At 71.4% G+C, this 16674-nt stretch carries 13 protein-coding genes; 6 read left to right on the forward strand and 7 right to left on the reverse strand.

The features are described 5' to 3' along the window. The first annotated feature begins 77 nt into the window (after positions 1–77). From lspA to AB0H54_RS27510, 3 genes are read left to right on the forward strand one after another with little or no spacing between them, the layout of a single operon-like run. A complete protein-coding gene (lspA, locus tag AB0H54_RS27500) occupies positions 78–695 on the forward strand; it encodes a signal peptidase II (RefSeq protein ID WP_357349150.1) in 618 nt (205 codons plus the stop codon). After that, positions 692–1618: an RluA family pseudouridine synthase gene (locus AB0H54_RS27505; RefSeq protein ID WP_357349152.1), complete on the forward strand. Its 927-nt coding sequence runs from the start codon at positions 692–694 to the stop codon at positions 1616–1618. The genes lspA and AB0H54_RS27505 overlap by 4 nt, the downstream gene beginning before the upstream one ends. After that, on the forward strand, positions 1611–2342 hold the full coding sequence (locus AB0H54_RS27510) for a hypothetical protein (protein ID WP_357349154.1): 732 nt from the start codon (positions 1611–1613) through the stop codon (positions 2340–2342). Before AB0H54_RS27505 ends, AB0H54_RS27510 begins: the two co-directional genes overlap by 8 nt. Before the next feature lie 54 nt (positions 2343–2396). Here the strand turns inward: AB0H54_RS27510 and AB0H54_RS27515 are convergent, their stop codons facing one another. The 3 genes from AB0H54_RS27515 to AB0H54_RS27525 all read right to left on the reverse strand — a co-directional run bounded on the left by AB0H54_RS27515 (position 2397) and on the right by AB0H54_RS27525 (position 5020). Continuing rightward, entirely contained in the window at positions 2397–3038 is a 642-nt protein-coding gene (locus AB0H54_RS27515; RefSeq protein WP_357349156.1) for a hypothetical protein, read from the reverse strand. Between the two features lie 168 nt (positions 3039–3206). After that, positions 3207–3866, reverse strand: a complete 660-nt coding sequence (locus tag AB0H54_RS27520; protein WP_357349158.1) for a response regulator transcription factor — start codon at positions 3864–3866, stop codon at positions 3207–3209. Next, the gene (locus tag AB0H54_RS27525; RefSeq protein WP_357349160.1) at positions 3863–5020 is read right to left on the reverse strand and encodes a histidine kinase; all 1158 of its coding nucleotides are present in this window, start codon (positions 5018–5020) and stop codon (positions 3863–3865) included. Before AB0H54_RS27525 ends, AB0H54_RS27520 begins: the two co-directional genes overlap by 4 nt. A 111-nt stretch (positions 5021–5131) precedes the next feature. On the opposite strand from AB0H54_RS27525, the gene AB0H54_RS27530 reads away from it, so the two are divergent. Further along, positions 5132–7216, forward strand: coding sequence for an MMPL family transporter (locus tag AB0H54_RS27530; RefSeq protein WP_357349162.1), 2085 nt, complete (start codon positions 5132–5134; stop codon positions 7214–7216). Positions 7217–7297: 81 nt separating this feature from the next. Here AB0H54_RS27530 and AB0H54_RS27535 read toward each other — a convergent pair whose 3' ends face one another. Further along, entirely contained in the window at positions 7298–8116 is an 819-nt protein-coding gene (locus tag AB0H54_RS27535; RefSeq protein ID WP_357349164.1) for a PhzF family phenazine biosynthesis protein, read from the reverse strand. An 80-nt stretch (positions 8117–8196) separates the two neighbouring features. Next, the gene (locus AB0H54_RS27540; RefSeq protein WP_357349166.1) at positions 8197–10620 is read right to left on the reverse strand and encodes an HAD-IC family P-type ATPase; all 2424 of its coding nucleotides are present in this window, start codon (positions 10618–10620) and stop codon (positions 8197–8199) included. Between the two features lie 35 nt (positions 10621–10655). Between AB0H54_RS27540 and rarD the strand changes: the two genes are divergently transcribed. After that, positions 10656–11579, forward strand: coding sequence for an EamA family transporter RarD (gene rarD / locus AB0H54_RS27545; protein ID WP_357349168.1), 924 nt, complete (start codon positions 10656–10658; stop codon positions 11577–11579). A gap of 116 nt (positions 11580–11695) precedes the next feature. Then, on the forward strand, positions 11696–12625 hold the full coding sequence (locus AB0H54_RS27550; RefSeq protein ID WP_357349170.1) for an ADP-ribosylglycohydrolase family protein: 930 nt from the start codon (positions 11696–11698) through the stop codon (positions 12623–12625). A 135-nt stretch (positions 12626–12760) separates the two neighbouring features. On the opposite strand, the gene AB0H54_RS27555 is transcribed toward AB0H54_RS27550, so the two are convergent. Together AB0H54_RS27555 and AB0H54_RS27560 are read right to left on the reverse strand one after the other, a co-directional pair. Then, on the reverse strand, positions 12761–15997 hold the full coding sequence (locus AB0H54_RS27555; protein ID WP_357349172.1) for an arabinosyltransferase domain-containing protein: 3237 nt from the start codon (positions 15995–15997) through the stop codon (positions 12761–12763). Between the two features lie 118 nt (positions 15998–16115). Then, entirely contained in the window at positions 16116–16613 is a 498-nt protein-coding gene (locus AB0H54_RS27560) for a hypothetical protein (protein ID WP_357349174.1), read from the reverse strand. Positions 16614–16674: the final 61 nt, after the last annotated feature.

Raw genomic sequence — 16674 nt, forward strand, 5'->3', positions numbered from 1 at the left:
GACCGCTTCCTGAGTAACAGCTGGGACTCCCGGGCACCGCGGCGCAGCGCGGATCGCCACTAGGGAATGATGGTCGCGTGAGTGAAGACCGGCCATCCGACAACGCTGCCGTTCCCGAGACGGGCGACGACTCGGCGGCACCGGCCCCCGACGCCGCGCCCGAGCCCACCGGAACGGACAAACCCGCTGGTCGCCGCCGGTTGACGACGCTGCTGATCATCGCCGTCGTACTGTTCGGGCTCGACCTGCTGACCAAGTGCCTCGCCGTGGCCTTCATCGATCCCGGCGAATCGGTGCCGATCATCGGCGATTTCGCGCGGTTCACCCTGGTGCGCAACCCGGGCGCGGCGTTCTCGATGGCGACCGGCATGACCTGGCTGCTGACCCTGATCGCCGCGGCCGTGGTGATCGGCGTCATCCGGATCGGGCGCACGCTGCGCTCGCTGTGGTGGGCGATCGGCCTGGGCATGGTGCTCGGCGGCGCGCTGGGCAATCTGGTCGACCGGATCTTCCGCTACCCCGGCCCGCTGCAGGGCCATGTCGTCGACTTCGTCGCCGTCGGCTGGTGGCCGGTGTTCAACGTCGCCGACTCCGCCATCGTCTGCGGCGCGATCCTGCTCGTCGCACTCACCGTGTTCGGGTTCGAGCCGGACGGCACCCGCAGCGGTCGCAAACACCCGGAGGAGACCGCGTGAGGGAAACCAGGACGATGCCCGTTCCCGACGGGCTGGACGGGATGCGGGTCGACGCGGGCCTGTCCCGGCTGCTCGGGTTGTCGCGGACCGCGGTCGCCGCGCTGGCCGAGGAGGGCTCGGTGCAGCTCGACGGCGTCGCCGCGGGCAAGTCGGACCGGCTGACCGCGGGCGCGTGGCTGGAAGTGGTGTTCCCCGAACCGAAGCGCGAGCTGACGGTGGAGGCCACCCCGGTGGAGGGGATGAAGATCCTCTACGCCGACGACGACATCGTCGCGGTGGACAAGCCGATCGGCGTCGCCGCGCACACCGGCGTCGGCTGGACCGGCCCGACCGTGGTCGGCGGCCTGGCCGCGATGGGCTACCGGATCTCCACCTCGGGCGCGCACGAGCGGCAGGGCATCGTGCATCGCCTGGATGTCGGCACCTCGGGCGTGATGGTGGTCGCCCAGTCCGAACACGCCTACACGATGCTCAAGCGCGCCTTCAAGCAGCGCACGGTGGACAAGCAATACCATGCGCTGGTGCAGGGACATCCCGATCCGAGCAGCGGCACCATCGACGCGCCGATCGGGCGGGCGCGCGGCAACGACTGGAAGTTCGCGGTCACCGGCGACGGCAGGCCCAGTGTCACCCACTACGACACGATCGAAGCCTTCCAGTCGGCCAGCCTGCTCGATGTCCACCTGGAGACCGGCCGCACCCACCAGATCCGGGTGCACTTCTCGGCCGTCCGCCACCCCTGCGCCGGTGACCTGACCTACGGCGCCGACCCGACCCTGGCCAAGCGCCTCGGGCTGGAACGGCAGTGGCTGCACGCGCGTCAGCTCGGTTTCCACCATCCCGCCGACGGTCGCTGGCTGGAGATCACCAGCGAGTACCCCGACGACCTGGCGGGCGCACTGGACGTACTGCGCAATGCCTGACGACCCGCGGTCGTCCGAACCGGTGCCGGACCCGGCACCGGACGACCGCGGGAGCGCCGGGGATCGCCGCGTATCGGGGCGGACGGCGCTGTTCGTCGCCGCGGCCGTGGTGCTGGCCGTGGTCGTCGTCGTGCTCGGCATCCTCAATCCCCGCCCGCCGATGGGCGTGACGACCGATCGGCTCGGTCCCGCCCAGGGCGAGCAGGTCGAGGACTATCTGCGCGAGGCGCGCGCCTCGCTCGACGGCGCCGACACCGATCCGCACTGGGCGCTGGTGTCGTTCACCGACTACCTGACCGCGCAACAGATCCCGGCCGCCGCCGACGGCCTGCGGGTCGCGGGTGTGATCCAGCACGTCCCGATCGACCGGGTCCAGACTCCGGTGATCACCGTCGCGACCCCGGCCGGTAACGAACCGGCCGTGCGCTCCGCCGACGCGGCGGCGGGACTGGTGGCCGCCCAGCGGTTCCGGGATCAGCGCAGTGCCGATATCGCCCGGGTCACCGAGGCCAGGTTGCGCGCGGGCTGCGCGTGCACGGCCGGGCTGGTCGTGCGCGGCACCCTCCCCCAATTGCGGGAGCTGGCAACGCGACCCGGTGTCCGCGCGGTGCAGGCGCTGCCCGCCGACGCGATCGCGGGCCGCTTCGCCGTGGCTCCGCTGCTGCCGGAGTCGACCGGGGTGATCGCGCCGACGCCCGACGACGGCCCGGTCCCCGCCGAGTAGCCCGACCCGGTCGGCGGCCGTCCGCACCGGGAGCGGCCGCCACCGGGCAGCGCGTCACGCCGCGACGGTGGCGTGACCGATGGTGATGTCGCCGTACATGTTCCGGGCGAAGACGCGCACCGTGTCGTCGCCCGCCGCGGCGGCCGCGGCGACGTCGTTGGTGATCGAACCGTAGGCGGCGAACGTCTCCAGGTGCGCGGCGGTACCGGCCCGGACACCCACCACCAGCTCACCCATCGACGTCTCCAGCTGGAATACCCCGCGGGCGGCTTCGCCGATCCGGATGTCGCCCTTGGCCGTCTTCGCGGTCACCGACCCGCGCGGGCGCTCGACCGTGATGTCACCGGCGGCCACTTCCAGGTCGCACTCGCCGAGATCGCCCGCGCCGACCAGGCGACCGAGCGCGGTCGAGGCCTTCAGTTCGGAACCGGCCGGAACCTCGATGCGCACCTGGACCGAGGACTTGCCGCTGAACGCACCGGAGTACCACTTGCTCTTCGGCGAGCGCACGGTCAGCGCGCCCGCGACGAACTCGGCCGTCATCTGCTCGGCGGCGCGGATGTCGCTCTTGCTGGACGGATCGGTGGGGCGGATCTCGACGACGGTGTCGGCGCGGTCGGCGGCGGTGACGACCACGTCACCACACGGCACGTCGACGGTGACGGTGATCGGGTCCGGGGTCTGGAAGGTAGGCATGGCGATACTCCTCGGAAGGTGTGGAAGGAACGTCCCGGGCTGACTCGATGTGGTGTCGCTCCGGCTATGCCCCAATTATATGTAGAAGTATACGTATACACAAGCCCGAATCGGCGTCCACCACGTTTTCGCAGATGAAGCAGCCTTTTCGCGACCCCGTTGACCGGCCTAGCCCGGACCCGGGATGACCAATCCGGCTTCGTAGGCGGCGATGACGAGCTGTACCCGGTCGCGGGCGAGCAGTTTGGCCAGGATCCGGCTGACATGGGTCTTCACCGTCAGCGGGCTCACCACCAGGGTCTCGGCGACCTCGGCGTTCGACATCCCCTTGGCGACGAGGATCAGCACATCGAGTTCGCGGTCGGTGAGAGTGCCCAGCGACGGTCGCGGCGCGGGATCGGGCACGGCCCTGACCCGGGCGATGACGGCGGCGGTGGCGCTCGGCGAGAGCAGCGACTCCCCGGCGGCGACCGTGCGGATCGCGGCGAGCAGGGCGGCGGGCCTGGTGTCCTTGATGAGGAATCCGCTGGCGCCCGCGCGCAGGGCGGCCAGGACGTTGTCGTCGGTGTCGTAGGTGGTGAGCACCAGCACGCGCACCCCGGCCAGGTCCTCGTCGGCGGCGATCCGGGCGGTGGCAGCGATGCCGTCGAGTTCGGGCATCCGGATGTCCATCACGACGACATCGGCGCGTTCGGACCGGGCCAGCGCGATCGCCTCGGCGCCGGTGGCGGCCTGCCCGACGACGGTCAGGTCCGGTGCCGAGTCGACCAGCAGCGCGAAAGCTTCGCGGACCAGCGCCTGATCGTCGGCGAGAACGACCCGGATCATGGTGCGTCCCCGCCGGATTCGGCCGCCACCGAGGACAACGGCAGGTCCGCGGTCACCGTGCAGCCGGTGGGCGTGCCGTCCACCCGCAGGGTGCCACCGATCGCCTCGGCGCGCTCGGTCATCCCCCTGATCCCGAATCCGGTGGTCGTCGATCGTGTTCCGCGGCCGTTGTCGGCGACGGTGACGATCAGCCGGGTGTCGCGATAGTCCAGGCCGACCCGGACAGCCCGCGCGCCCGAATGTTTGACGACATTCGTCAGCGCTTCACCGATGATCCGGTAGGCGACCAGCTCCACGGTGGGCGACAGGGCCCGGACCCGGCCGGTGCCGGTCGTGGTCACCACGACGCCCGCCGCCGCGACCGTGTCGGTGAGCACCGGGAGGTGCTCGAGCGTCGGCAGCGGCGAGCGCGAATCGCCGCCGGGCGCGCGCAAGACACCCACGGTGGCCCGGAGTTCGGCCCTGGCGTCGACGCACGCGTCGGTGATCGTGTCGAGCGCGGCGCCGAGCACGGCCGGGTCGTCGTGCCCCTCGGCGAGCAGGTGCCCGGCGACCCCGGCCTGCACCTGGATGACGGTGATCGTGTGGGCGAGCAGGTCGTGCAGGTCACGGGCGATGCGCAGCCGTTCCTCGGCGACCCGGCGCTCGGCCTCCTCGTCGCGGGACCGCTCGGCGCGTTCGGCGCGGGCCAGCACCTCACCGAGGTAGGCGCGATGCAGCCGGACGGCCTCGCCCGCCACGCACGACACCACGATCCAGCCGGTCGTGCCGAAGGCCTGCAGCGGCAGATTCTCGCCCAGTTCGGGCGAGGCGAGCATGCCACCGACCCCGAGCAGGACCACCGCCGTGATCACCACGAACGTGCGGCGGCGATTCCCGTCGGCCGCCACGGTGTACAGCGCGACCATCGTCGACGGGAACGCGGCCTCGTGCGGGTACTCGAGCGTGTGATAGCCGAGCGCGAACAGCACGTGCACGGCCAGCACGATCATCGGCGCCCGGCGCCGGGCGACCAGCGGCACCGTCGTGCCGGCCAGCAGCGCCACCCCGACCGCGTCGAGCGGGCGCTGTTCGGCGAACGCCCGCGCGAGGACCAGCTCCCCGACGAACACCGCCGCGGCGAGCGCGCCGTCGGTCCACCATCGCCTGTGCATCGCCGTTCATTGTCCGGCAGCCGCGACCGCCGTGCGTACTCCGCGCGGAGTATCCGCGAGACCGGCCCGTGGGCGGACGATTCGGCGCGGATCCGGCGCGACGCTGCTCGCATGAGATTCCTGTTCTCCTCGAAAGCACGCGCGTGGCTGCTGATCGGGCTGTGGGTCGCGGCGGTACTCGCCCTGTTCCCGCTCGCCGGTTCGCTCGACGCGGCGAAGTCCGACAAAGAAACCGACTATCTCCCGGCGGCGGCGCAATCCACCCTGGCCGAGGAACTCTCGGCGGCGCTGCCCGGCGGCACCGAGAACACCTTCCTGGTGGTGTACCACCGGCCGGGCGGGCTCACCGCGGCCGACCGGCAGGCGGCGACCGGCCACTACGCCGCGCTCCGTGCGGAATACGGCAGCACCGCGGGTCCCGAGCAGCCCGTGGCCGCCGAGGACGGTGCGGCGGTGATGTATCCGCTCCTGGTCGCGGCGAGCCACGGCGAACCCGCCGAGTACCTCGCCGATCTGCGCTCGGCGGTTGCCGAACATCCTGCGGGATTGGAGGTTTCGGTGACCGGGCCCGGTGCGCTCGACGGCGATTTCGAGGGCGCGTTCGACGGGATCGACGAGCGGTTGCTGATCGTCACCGTGCTCGTCGTCACGGTGATCCTGCTGCTGACCTACCGCAGTCCGCTGCTGTGGCTGCTCCCGCTGGTCTCGGTGGCGGTGGCGAATGTGGCCGCGATGGCGGCGGTGTACGGGCTGACGCGCGCGTTCGGCATCACCGTCAACGACCAGAGCGCGGCGGTGCTGACCATCCTGGTGTTCGGCGTCGGCACCGATTACGCGCTGCTGATCGTCGCCCGGTATCGCGAAGAGCTGCGCACCACGGCCGAGGTCGGGGCGGCCATGGTCGCGGCGTTGCGGCGCACCGTCCCCGCGATCGCCGCGTCGGCGGCCACGGTGAGCCTGGGCCTGCTGTGCCTGCTGGCGGCGGACATGAACAGCGCGGCGGGCATGGGGCCGGTCGGGGCGGCGGGCATCGTCTGCACGGTCGTGGTGATGGTGACGCTGTTCCCGGCCATCCTGGTGGTGTGCGGGCGGTGGATCTTCTGGCCGCGCATTCCGCGACCGGGCACCGCCGCGCCGACCGCCTCGGGGCTGTGGGTCCGGATCGGGACCGTCATCGCCGACAAGCCCGCGATCAGCGCGCTCGCCGCCCTGGCGGTGCTGGGCGGGCTGAGTCTGGGCCTGCTCGGCAACACCGACTCGCTGTCTCGCGCCGACCAATTCGTGAACGCGCCCGAGTCGGTGACCGGTCTGCGGGTGATCGCCGACCACTTCCCAGCCCGCGCGGGCACCCCGCTGACCATCGTGAGCCCCACCGGATCACGGGACGCGGTCGTGGCGGCGGTCCGCGCCGATCCCGGCATCGCCGAGGTCGAGGACGGGCGCAGCGGCGCCGGGATCAGCGAAATCACCGCGCTCCCGCGCGATCTCGCCGGCACCCCGGCCGAGACCGCGACCATCGACCGGCTGCGCGGTGCCCTCGCCACGACCGCGCCCGGCACCGTCGTCGGCGGGCCGAGCGCGGCGAACCTGGACACCGCCGAGGCCTCGGCGCACGACCGCAGGGTCGTCATCCCGCTCGTACTGCTGGTGGTCACGGTGGTGCTCGCGGTGCTGCTGCGCGCGCTGGTCGCGCCGATCGGGTTGGTGCTCACCGTGGTGGCGTCCTTCGCGGCGGCGCTGGGGGCGAGCGTGTTCGTGTTCGAGCACGTCTTCGGATTCCAGGGGCTGGATTCCGGATTGGTGCTGATGGCGTTCCTGTTCCTGGTCGCCCTCGGCGTCGACTACAACATCTTCCTGGTCAGCCGGGCGCGCGAGGAAGCGGCGGAAGGGGGAACCAAGGCGGGCATGCTGCGCAGCCTCAGCGTCACCGGCGGGGTCATCACCTCGGCGGGCATCGTGCTGGCCGCCACCTTCGCCGTCCTCACCACGCTGCCGGTGGTCTCGCTGGCGCAGCTGGGCTTCACGGTCGCGTTCGGCGTCCTGCTCGACACGCTGCTCGTGCGCACGGTGCTGGTCCCGGCGCTGACCTTCCTCGCGGGTGATCGGGTGTGGTGGCCGATGGGCAGGCCGACCCGATCGGTCGTCCGGGAGGATCGCCGGGAGTCGGTGGCGGACAGCCTGTCCCGGGTCACCTAGCGCCACCAGCGCGGTACGACGGCGCCCGTCCCGACCGGAGGGGCGCCGCTCGTGTGCGTGGGATGCGGCGTGCGCCCCGGCTCAGTCGGGCAGGGTGACCACACCGTCGAGGTAGCGGCGGCAGCGTCCGAGCAGCAGTACCCGGTCGTCGGCGAGTTCGGCGCGCAGCGTGCCGCCGCGCCGGGAGAGCTGACGGGCGGTCAGCGTCGTGCGGCCGAGCTCGCGGCTCCACAGCGGGACCAGCTGGGCGTGCGCCGAACCGGTGACGGGGTCCTCCGGGATGCCGACACCGGGGGCGAACAGGCGCGAGACGACATCGGTGGCGGTGCCGGGCGCGGTGATGATCGCGCCGCGGGCCAGGGCCGGAAAGGCGCCGAGATTCGGTGCGGCGGAGCGGACTTCGTCCTCGGAGGCCAGGACGATCACCTCGTCCTGGCCGGTGTAGGCGCGAACCGGGGTGACGCCGAGCGCGGCGACCAGGGCCGGGTCGGGGTCGACCCGCACCGAGGCGAGCGCGGGCAGATCCAGGACGTACTCGTCGTCATCGGTGCGGTCGACGTGCAGCCAGCCCGAGCGGGTGTAGAAGCTGACCCGATCGTGCTCGGGGTGCAGGTCCTCGATGATCTGGGTGGCCGAGGCCAACGTCGCGTGCCCGCACATGTCCACCTCGACCGCCGGGGTGAACCAGCGCAGGTGGAACGCGGGCCATTCGCCGGGCGGGCCGCCGGCGTCCGGGGGTAACTCGGAGGTGTAGAACGCGGTCTCGGCGAGGTTGTTCTCCTCGGCCAGCTGTTGCAGCAGCGCGTCCGGCAGCCAGCGGGGCAGCGGCATGACCGCGGCCGGGTTGCCCGAGAACGGTGCGTCGGTGAACGCGTCGATCTGGTGCAGCAATACCTCCATAGTGCGCAAAGGTACTCCAACACCGAATGTGCGTCCGGCGCAAGGGTTCTCGAGGCAAACCCGGCCTGGTCAGCGCGGTCTCAGGCGCCCTGGGCACCCACCGCGGGCGCGAACTTGCCCGCGTTGCCGGACAGTCGCGCCTGCACCCACCACGCCAGCTCCACCAGCACGATGCCCACCGCGCCGCAGACGAACGCGGCCAGCGTCAGCCGGGGGTTCGACGGGTCGAGCTTGAAGAACTCCCGGGTGAACGGAATCGTGAACAGCGCGATGTAGGCGAGCACCGACACCGCGATCAGCACCACCTTCCACCAGGTGTACGGCCGGGCGACGAGCGCCAGCACCCACACCGCGATCATGATCAGGGTGATCAGCGCGGTGGTGCCCGCCTGGATCTTCTGCGTCTCCGTGGCTTCCGGCCCGGCGTAGGCGATGAGGTAGGCCACGAACGTCGCCACGCCGATCACCACACCCGAGGGCACCGCCAGGCGCATGACCCGGCCGACGAACCCGGTGCGGGCCCGCTCGTTGTTCGGCGCCAGTGACAGGATGAACGCCGGGATGCCGATGGTGAACCAGGCCGCGATGGTGACGTGGCGCGGCAGGAACGGATAACCGATCGGGTCGTAGCCGAAGATCTGCGAACCGACCCCGGCCAGGCCGACCAGGAACGCCAGCAGCACCGAGTACACAGTCTTGGTGAGGAACAGATTCGAGACCCGCTCGATATTGCCGATCACCCGGCGGCCCTCGCCCACCACATACGGCAGCGTGGCGAACTTGTTGTCCAGCAACACGATCTGGGCCACCGCGCGCGTCGCCGGGCTGCCCGCGCCCATCGCGACGCCGATATCGGCGTCCTTGAGCGCGAGCACGTCGTTGACGCCGTCGCCGGTCATGGCGACGGTGTGCCCGCGCGACTGCAGCGCGCCGACCATGGCGCGCTTCTGATCCGGGCGCACGCGGCCGAAGGTGGTGTCGCGCTCGAGGACGTCGGCGAGCGCGTCGCGGTCCTCGGGCAGCGACCGCGCGTCGACGGCGTGATCGCCGCCGGGCAGGTCCAGCGAGGAGGCCACCGCGCCGACCGAGACGGCGTTGTCGCCGGAGATCACCTTGATCGAGACGTGCTGGCTCGCGAAGTATTCCAGCGTGCCCTTGGCGTCGGGGCGGACCCGCTGTTCGAGCACGACGAGCGCGGCGGGCTCGACCCGGCCGGGCGCGTCGTCGGCGTCGACCGGGCGGTCGGAGCGGGCCAGCAGCAGCACGCGCAGGCCCGAGGAGCCGAGGTGTTCGGCCCGCTCGGCGTCGGCGGAGCTGGGGTCGAGCAGCACGTCGGGCGCGCCGAGCAGCCAATCACCGTGGGCGCCATAGGAGATGCCGCTCCACTTCTTGGCCGAGGAGAACGGGGCGATGGCGGTCTGCGACCAGTCCGGTGACTCCGGGAAAGCTTCGGCGATGGCCTGCACGCTCGCGTTCGGGCGCGGGTCGTCGCCGGCGAGGGCAGCCAGCACCTGCCGCACCTGGTCCTCGTCGAAGGCGCCGAGCGGTTCGATCTGCGACAGCCGCATGCCGTTCTCGGTGAGGGTGCCGGTCTTGTCGGCGCACACCACGTCGACGCGGGCCAGGCCCTCGATCGCGGGCAGTTCCTGCACCAGGCAGTTGCGTTTGCCCAGACGCACCACGCCCACCGCGAACGCGATGGAGGTCATCAGGACCAGACCCTCGGGCACCATCGGCACCAGCGCCGCGACCATGCCGGTGACGGCGGGCCGCCAGGACTCCTTGCTCGAGACCAGCTGGTTGTAGATGCTCAGCGCCCCGGCCGGGATCAGCAGGTAGGTGATGAACTTGAGGATCTTGTCGATGCCGGAGCGCAGCTCCGAGTGCACCAGGGTGAACTTGCTGGCCTCCTCGGCCAGCTTGGCCGCGTAGGCGTCCTTGCCGACCTTGGTCGCGCGGTAGGCGCCCGACCCCGACACCACGAAGCTGCCCGACATCACCGGGGCGCCGACGCCCTTGTCGATCGGGTCGGCCTCACCGGTGAGCAGCGATTCGTCGACCTCGAGCGCGGCGGCCTCCTCGACCTCGCCGTCGACGACGATCTGGTCGCCCGGGCCCAGCTCGATCAGGTCGTCGAGCACCACCTCGCCCGGCGCGACCTGCTCGGCGACGCCGTCGCGGCGCACCGTCGGCTTGGCCTGGCTGACGATCGCCAGCTGATCCAGCGTCCGTTTGGCCCGGATCTCCTGGATGATGCCGACCGCGCTGTTGGCCACGATGAGCAGGCCGAACATGCCGTCGATGATCGAGCCGGTGGACAGCACCAGCAGGAACAGCACACCGAGAATGGCATTGATCCGGGTGAAGACGTTCGCGCGCACGATCTCGCGCACGGACCGGCTCGCTCTGGCCGGGACATCGTTGGTTCGCCCGTCGCGGCGTCGTTCCTCGACCTGTGCTGCGGTGAGCCCGGTCGCCGCGGGCTCCTGCACGGAAATGGACATGCTCGTCAGGCTACGTCAGCCGTAACATGGGATGAATGCAGCGCAGCCCCTCCCCGCCCGGTGTCGTCTTCGGTACCGGCGCCTATCTGATCTGGGGTCTGTTCCCCGCGTTCTTCGGGTTGCTGGCGTTCGCGTCGGCGGCCGAGGTGGTGGCCCAGCGCATCATCTGGACGCTGGTCGTTGTGCTGATCGTGCTGGCGCTGACCGGGCGACTGCGGGCGATGCGCGGGATCGACGCGCGGACCTGGCGGCTGGCGGCGGCGGCCTCGGCGGCCATCGCGATCAATTGGGGCACCTATGTGTACGGCGTGAATTCCGGGCATGTCGTGGAGTGCGCGCTGGGGTACTTCATCAATCCGCTCGTCACCGTGGCGTTCGGCGTCGTGCTGTTCCGGGAGCGGCTGGCCCGCGCGCAATGGGTGGCGCTGGGACTCGGCGCGCTGGCCGTGGTGGTGCTCACCGTCGACTACGGCAGGCCGCCGGTGATCGCGCTGGTGCTGGCCTGTTCGTTCGCCACCTACGGTCTGGTCAAGAAGGTGATCCCGCTCGACGCGCTGCGCGGCATCGCCGCCGAGGGCATCGTCGCGGTGCCGTTCGCGGTGGCTTTCCTGATCGCGCTGATGGCCACCGGCCGCACCGAATTCACCTCCACCCCCGCCCATTTCGGTCTGATGCTGGCCACCGGACCGGTCACCCTGATCCCGCTGCTGCTGTTCGCGGTCGCCGCCCAGCGGGTCCCGCTGTCGACCATGGGCATCCTCCAGTACCTCACGCCGGCCCTCCAGATGGCCTGGGGCGTGGCCGTCATGCACGAGCCGATGCCCGCCTCCCGGTGGGCCGGATTCGCCCTCATCTGGGCCGCGCTGGCCGTCTTCACCACCGACGCCCTGCGCCGCGCGCGACGGACGCGCCGCGCGAGCGCGGTCCCCGCGCCCGCCGACGAGGTCACCACGCCCTGACCGGGCCGAATCCGCCGCGCGACACGGGCGCGCCGGGGGGCGAAAGCTTGGTGTGTCTCACAATCCGACCGGTAGGGTCGACAGCTGGACAAACGGCGAGCGGGCGCCCGAGAGGGGTGGGTTCGGTGCATGATGCGGGGTTCTCTGATCGGGTCGCGGGGGTGCTCGTCGGCGGGGCCGCGGGGGACGCGCTGGGCGCGGGCTACGAGTTCACCGTGCCGGGTCCGGGGGCGGTGATCGACATGGTCGGCGGCGGGCCGTTCCACTGGGCACCGGGTGAGTGGACCGACGACACCTCGATGGCGCTGGCGATCGTGCTGGCGGCGGTGAACGGGCCCGGGATCGACCTGGACGCGGTCGCCGCGGGGTTCGTCGCCTGGTACGACAGCGTGCCGCCCGATATCGGGAACCAGACGCGGAATGTGTTGTCGGCCCGGCCTTCGTCGGCGCTGAGCATGCAGGCGGTGGCGATGTCGCTGTCGGGTCGCACCGGCGGCAACGGCTCGCTCATGCGGACCGCGCCGGTCGCGCTCGCCTATCTCGACGATCCCGCAGCCTGTGTCGCGGCGGCGGGCCGGATCGGGATGCTGACGCACTTCGACGAGCACGCCATCGAGGCGTGCAAGATCTGGACCTACGCCGTGCGGCACGCGGTGCTGCACGCCGATTTCGACGGTGTGCGCGAATATGTCTGTGGCTCACCACAAGCCGCGTACTGGAACGAACGCCTCGACGAAGCCGAGAAGGGCACCCCCGCCGACTTCCCGAACAACGGCTGGGTGGTGCACGCCCTGCAGACGGCCTGGTGGGCGATCACCAGCACCGACCGGTCGACGCCCGAGCACCTGCCCCGCGCGCTGGAAGCCTGCGTGCGCGCGGGCAACGACACCGACACCACCGCCGCCATCGCGGGTGGGCTGCTCGGCGCCCGCTGGGGAGCGTCCGCGGTGCCCGCGCGCTGGCGGGCACTACTGCACGGCTATCCCGGACTGACCGGCGCCGATCTCCCGGACCTGGCACAGCGCATCGCCGCTCACTCCCGCTGACGGGACCGCACGGCGCAACCTCCCACGGGTCGGCCATGCCGACATCGACGCTGCCGCTCCGAGCGGACGACAGATCACCCGCCCCGACACCGCCGATCTCCCGGCGCGGGTACACCTCCGCGCCGGGTTACCCGACTACCAGGCGGTGATGATCGGGCCGGGAGTCCAGGTCCCCCAGCGGTTCTCGGAGTCCACCTGCGGGCGCGCGGGCACCGCGGTGGTGTCCAGGGGCAGGTACTGCTCGATCGAACCCCAGTCCCGATCCCAGTCGTTGTTCAGGTAGGTCGGCAGGGTGCGGGCGGTGAACAGCAGCTGGGTCCAGCCGAGCGGACCGCCACCGTCGTGGCCCTGCCACAGGTTGGTGATGGTGGCGCCGTTGCGGTCGGGCAGGATGCGGTAGGTGGGCAGCTGGGCGATGCCGTTGTAGGTCGGGAGGTGGTTCTGGCATGGGAAGTGCAGGCCCACCGCCCAATCCAGCAGCACCGGTGTCTCGCTGCCGACGAGGGCGTTGAGCGTGGTGGTGCGCGGCATACGCGGCGGGGTGAGCGCCAGCCACTGGTCCGGGCCCAGGTCCTTGTCCTGGGCGACCAATCGCACCACGCTCGTGTCGGCGGGCAGCTGGTCCAGCGGGACACGCAGGTTACGCCACATGGGCGCGGGACCGATGTCGATGGGCGCCACCTGCCCGGTCACCGTGACGGTGCCGTCGGCGGCCGCGGTGCCGTACTCCACGGCCAATTCCTGGCCGGGGTGCACGATGCCGTCCGCGTCCACCGAGCGGATCCGGCCCGCCACCGACACCGCGAGGATCGGGCCACGCGGACCCTCGGGCAGGCGGAACCAGCCGGTGGTCAGCGCGGCGGGCTCCTGCGCGCCCGCGCGGTAGCTGCCGAGCACGGGCGTGGTCGCGGGGTCGAGGCCGAACGGCAGCGCCAGCGAACCCTGCCGGGACTCCGAACCGGCCGAGGTCGACGCGTCCCGCAGCTTGTCGGGATCGTCGGAGACCGAATTCGCCTGACCCGTGGTCGATTCCACCTCGTCGGAGGTCAGGACCGGCGCCACGCCGTCGGGGCGGAACCCGGTCGAGTCACCGGCCATGGCGCTCGCCACGTCGCCGGTCAGCGGCGCCAGCATCGACGCGTTCGGGTCGGTCTCGACGAGCACCTCGTCGGCCATGCCGCAGCCACCGCCGAAGGCGGCCTCGAGATTCGAGCCGGCCAGCGAGTACGCCGGGTACTGCGCAAGGGTCGCCTTCGCGAACGAGGCCACCTCGAACAGCACCATCATCGCGGCGACCACCGCCAGCACCGGCACCCGCGCCAGCCGCCCCGACCGGGTGGCCGGGCTCGGATGGATGTGGAACCACGCCGCGATCGCCAGGCATAGCACGGTCAGGCCGACGAAGGCGGTCGAGATGCCGTAGCCCGCGATACTCGGCGGCTTGTCCCACCACGGGATGCCCCACGACGAGACGTACCAGTAGCCGTTGGCGCCGACGAAGGTCATCGAGAGCGCGAAGAACACCGCGGCGGCGAACAGCGCGCGGTTGCGCAGCGGCCGCAGCACGGCCGGGCTCACCGCCACCGCGGTCACCGCGGCGACGCAGGTGGCCAGACCGGCGAACACGCCGAACTGGTGGGTCCACTTGGTCGGCGAGAACATCATCAGCACCATGGCGGCGAGGGTGATGCCCAGCAGCCTGCGGGTCGGGCCGACCGCCGTGCCGGGGATGTGCCCGCCGCGGCGCAGCATGGTGGCCGCGCAGACGATCAGCCCGAGCAGCATGGCGAAGACACCGAAGCGGCGGGTCAGCCAGCCGTCGGCATTGAGCTGGAGCAGGTACTGGTAGCGCAGGAACTCGAAGAACCAGGACTCCCCCGGCCCGATCTTGCCGTGCACCTCGAACATCTCGCGCACACCGGCCAGGGTCCGGTCGGCGAACACGACGGTCAGCACCAGCGTGCCCGCGGCCAGGATCGGCAGCAGCTGCGCCAGGTAGCCCACCGTCTTCGCCCGCCGCACGATCACCGCGGTGACGACGCGGGCACCGGCCACCAGCGCGCCCAGGCAGATCAGGCCCGACGGCGCGCCGGTGAGGGTGAACGCCGCGACGATCACCGCGACCGCGAACGGCAGCAGCCGCCGGGTCGCGATGGCCCGCTCGACCGAGACCCAGGTGACCAGCACACCCAGCGCGACGACGAACTCCGCGCGCAGGCCGTTGTTGTAGGGCAGCCAGAAGGCCAGGAACACCAGTGCCGCGGTCCAGGTCGCGACCCGCTGACGGCGCACCGCCGTCCCGAGCCGGGGCAGCACCTCACGGCTGATCAACCACCAGGTCAGCAGGCCCGCGCCGAGCGCGGGCAGCCGCACCAGCGGGCTGACGGCCGAAATATGGGTGATCCAGCCGATGATGTCGGTGTAGGGCGTGTAGAACGGCCCCTCGTCGACGCTGAACCAGCGGTAGTAGTTCGACATGGTGCCCGAGGAGCGAGCGCCCCTGGCCATGCCGAGGATGTAGCCGTCGTCGGAGGTGTTGGCGCCGATGAAATGCCAGACGACCAGCACCGCGAACACCAGCCAGTCCACCGGCCGCAGCCGCCACCAGCGCTGCGGCAGGAATCGGCGGGCCGAGCGCCCGTCGAGCGCGTCCAGGCGGTGCAGCGCGAACAGCGAGAGCGCGGTCGCGAGCAGGCACAGCGCGATCACACCGAGCTTGAGCCAGGTCGGCGAGGTGGTGTAGCGCGAGTCGGCCACCACCCGAACATCCAGGCCGGCGGGCGGCGCGCCGGTCAGCTCGCTGAAGACGCCGACCACCTGGGGACGCAGATCGTTCGGCACCACCGCGCCGGACGCCCCGAGACCCGTCGTGGTGACGGCGGCTTCCTGCGGCGTGAGGGCGACCGAGAGCGCGCAGCCACTACCGAGGACCTCGGCCAGCGGCACCGTCCACAGCAGCGTCGAGCGGGACACCACGTCGACGCGACCCGCGCGCTCGGGCGTGTCGGCGACGACCTTGACGACGAAGCCGTACTTCTCCATGTCGGCCGACTGGTGCGGGATCGTCGACACCGCGACGCCGCCGGTCTCGGCGAGCGAGCTCAACGCCGCGCACGGCACGGTCGCCGTCAGCTCGGCGGGCGCGTAGGCGACCAGCGGGGATTCGATCGAGGTGGTCGCGCCGCGCTGCGGCCAGGACACCGTGGCGGTGTCGACGCGGACCGGCAGGAACGGGATGGCGATCGCGCTGAGGACGCCGACCAGCGCGGCCACGATCGCGACGACGCGGACCCAGCGGTCGGGCCCGGCCCGTCGCGCGGAGTCCGAAACATCCTCGGGCGGATGCCCCTGCCGCACGATCGTCTCTACCACGGGGCCCGATAGTAGCTGCGCCGCCGACGGCCCGCGAAACACGTGCTGGTCACTCGCGATCGCCGAACGCGCGAACCCCGGCCGCGACGAGGTCGGGGCCGGGGTTCGCGGCGGGCGGTCAGACGCAGGCGACCGACTGCTGACCCAGGTTGGTCAGCATGGTGCACGCCCAGGCCTTCTGGACCTTCCACTTGCCGTCCTCGGCGACGAACGGCACATCGACCACATTGGTCTGACCGTTGACCGTGAAGTTCGCCTTCGCGTTCACGCTGTCACCGAACGAGGTCACCTCGGTGACCTGCACCTGCACATTGGCGTCCTTGGCCGCCTGGGCCAAGCGGTTCGGCAGCTCCGGGTCGGCCGAGCCGCCCTGCACGAAGTCCAGCTTCTCCTCGTTGGGCACCGAGGGGTCGAGCGCGGTGTTCAGCTGCGCGTTCAGCTGCTCCACGGTCGGCACCGCGGGCAGGTTCGCGGCGGCCGAGGCCGAGGTCTTCACGCTGGTGGTGGTCTTGGCGGCGGGCTTGTCACCCTTGTCGTCGCTGCACGCGCTCAGGCCAAGTGCGGCGACAACGGCCAGTCCGGCGATCGCGACACGTCCGGTCGTACGAAGCTTCAACTGCTCGTCCTTTGCGTTCGGTGGGAGGGTTCCATCGCGGTTGCCGAGGCTACCGGAGATC

Origin of the sequence: Nocardia sp. NPDC050718 (assembly GCF_040654235.1) — a bacterium.
GTDB lineage: Bacteria > Actinomycetota > Actinomycetes > Mycobacteriales > Mycobacteriaceae > Nocardia.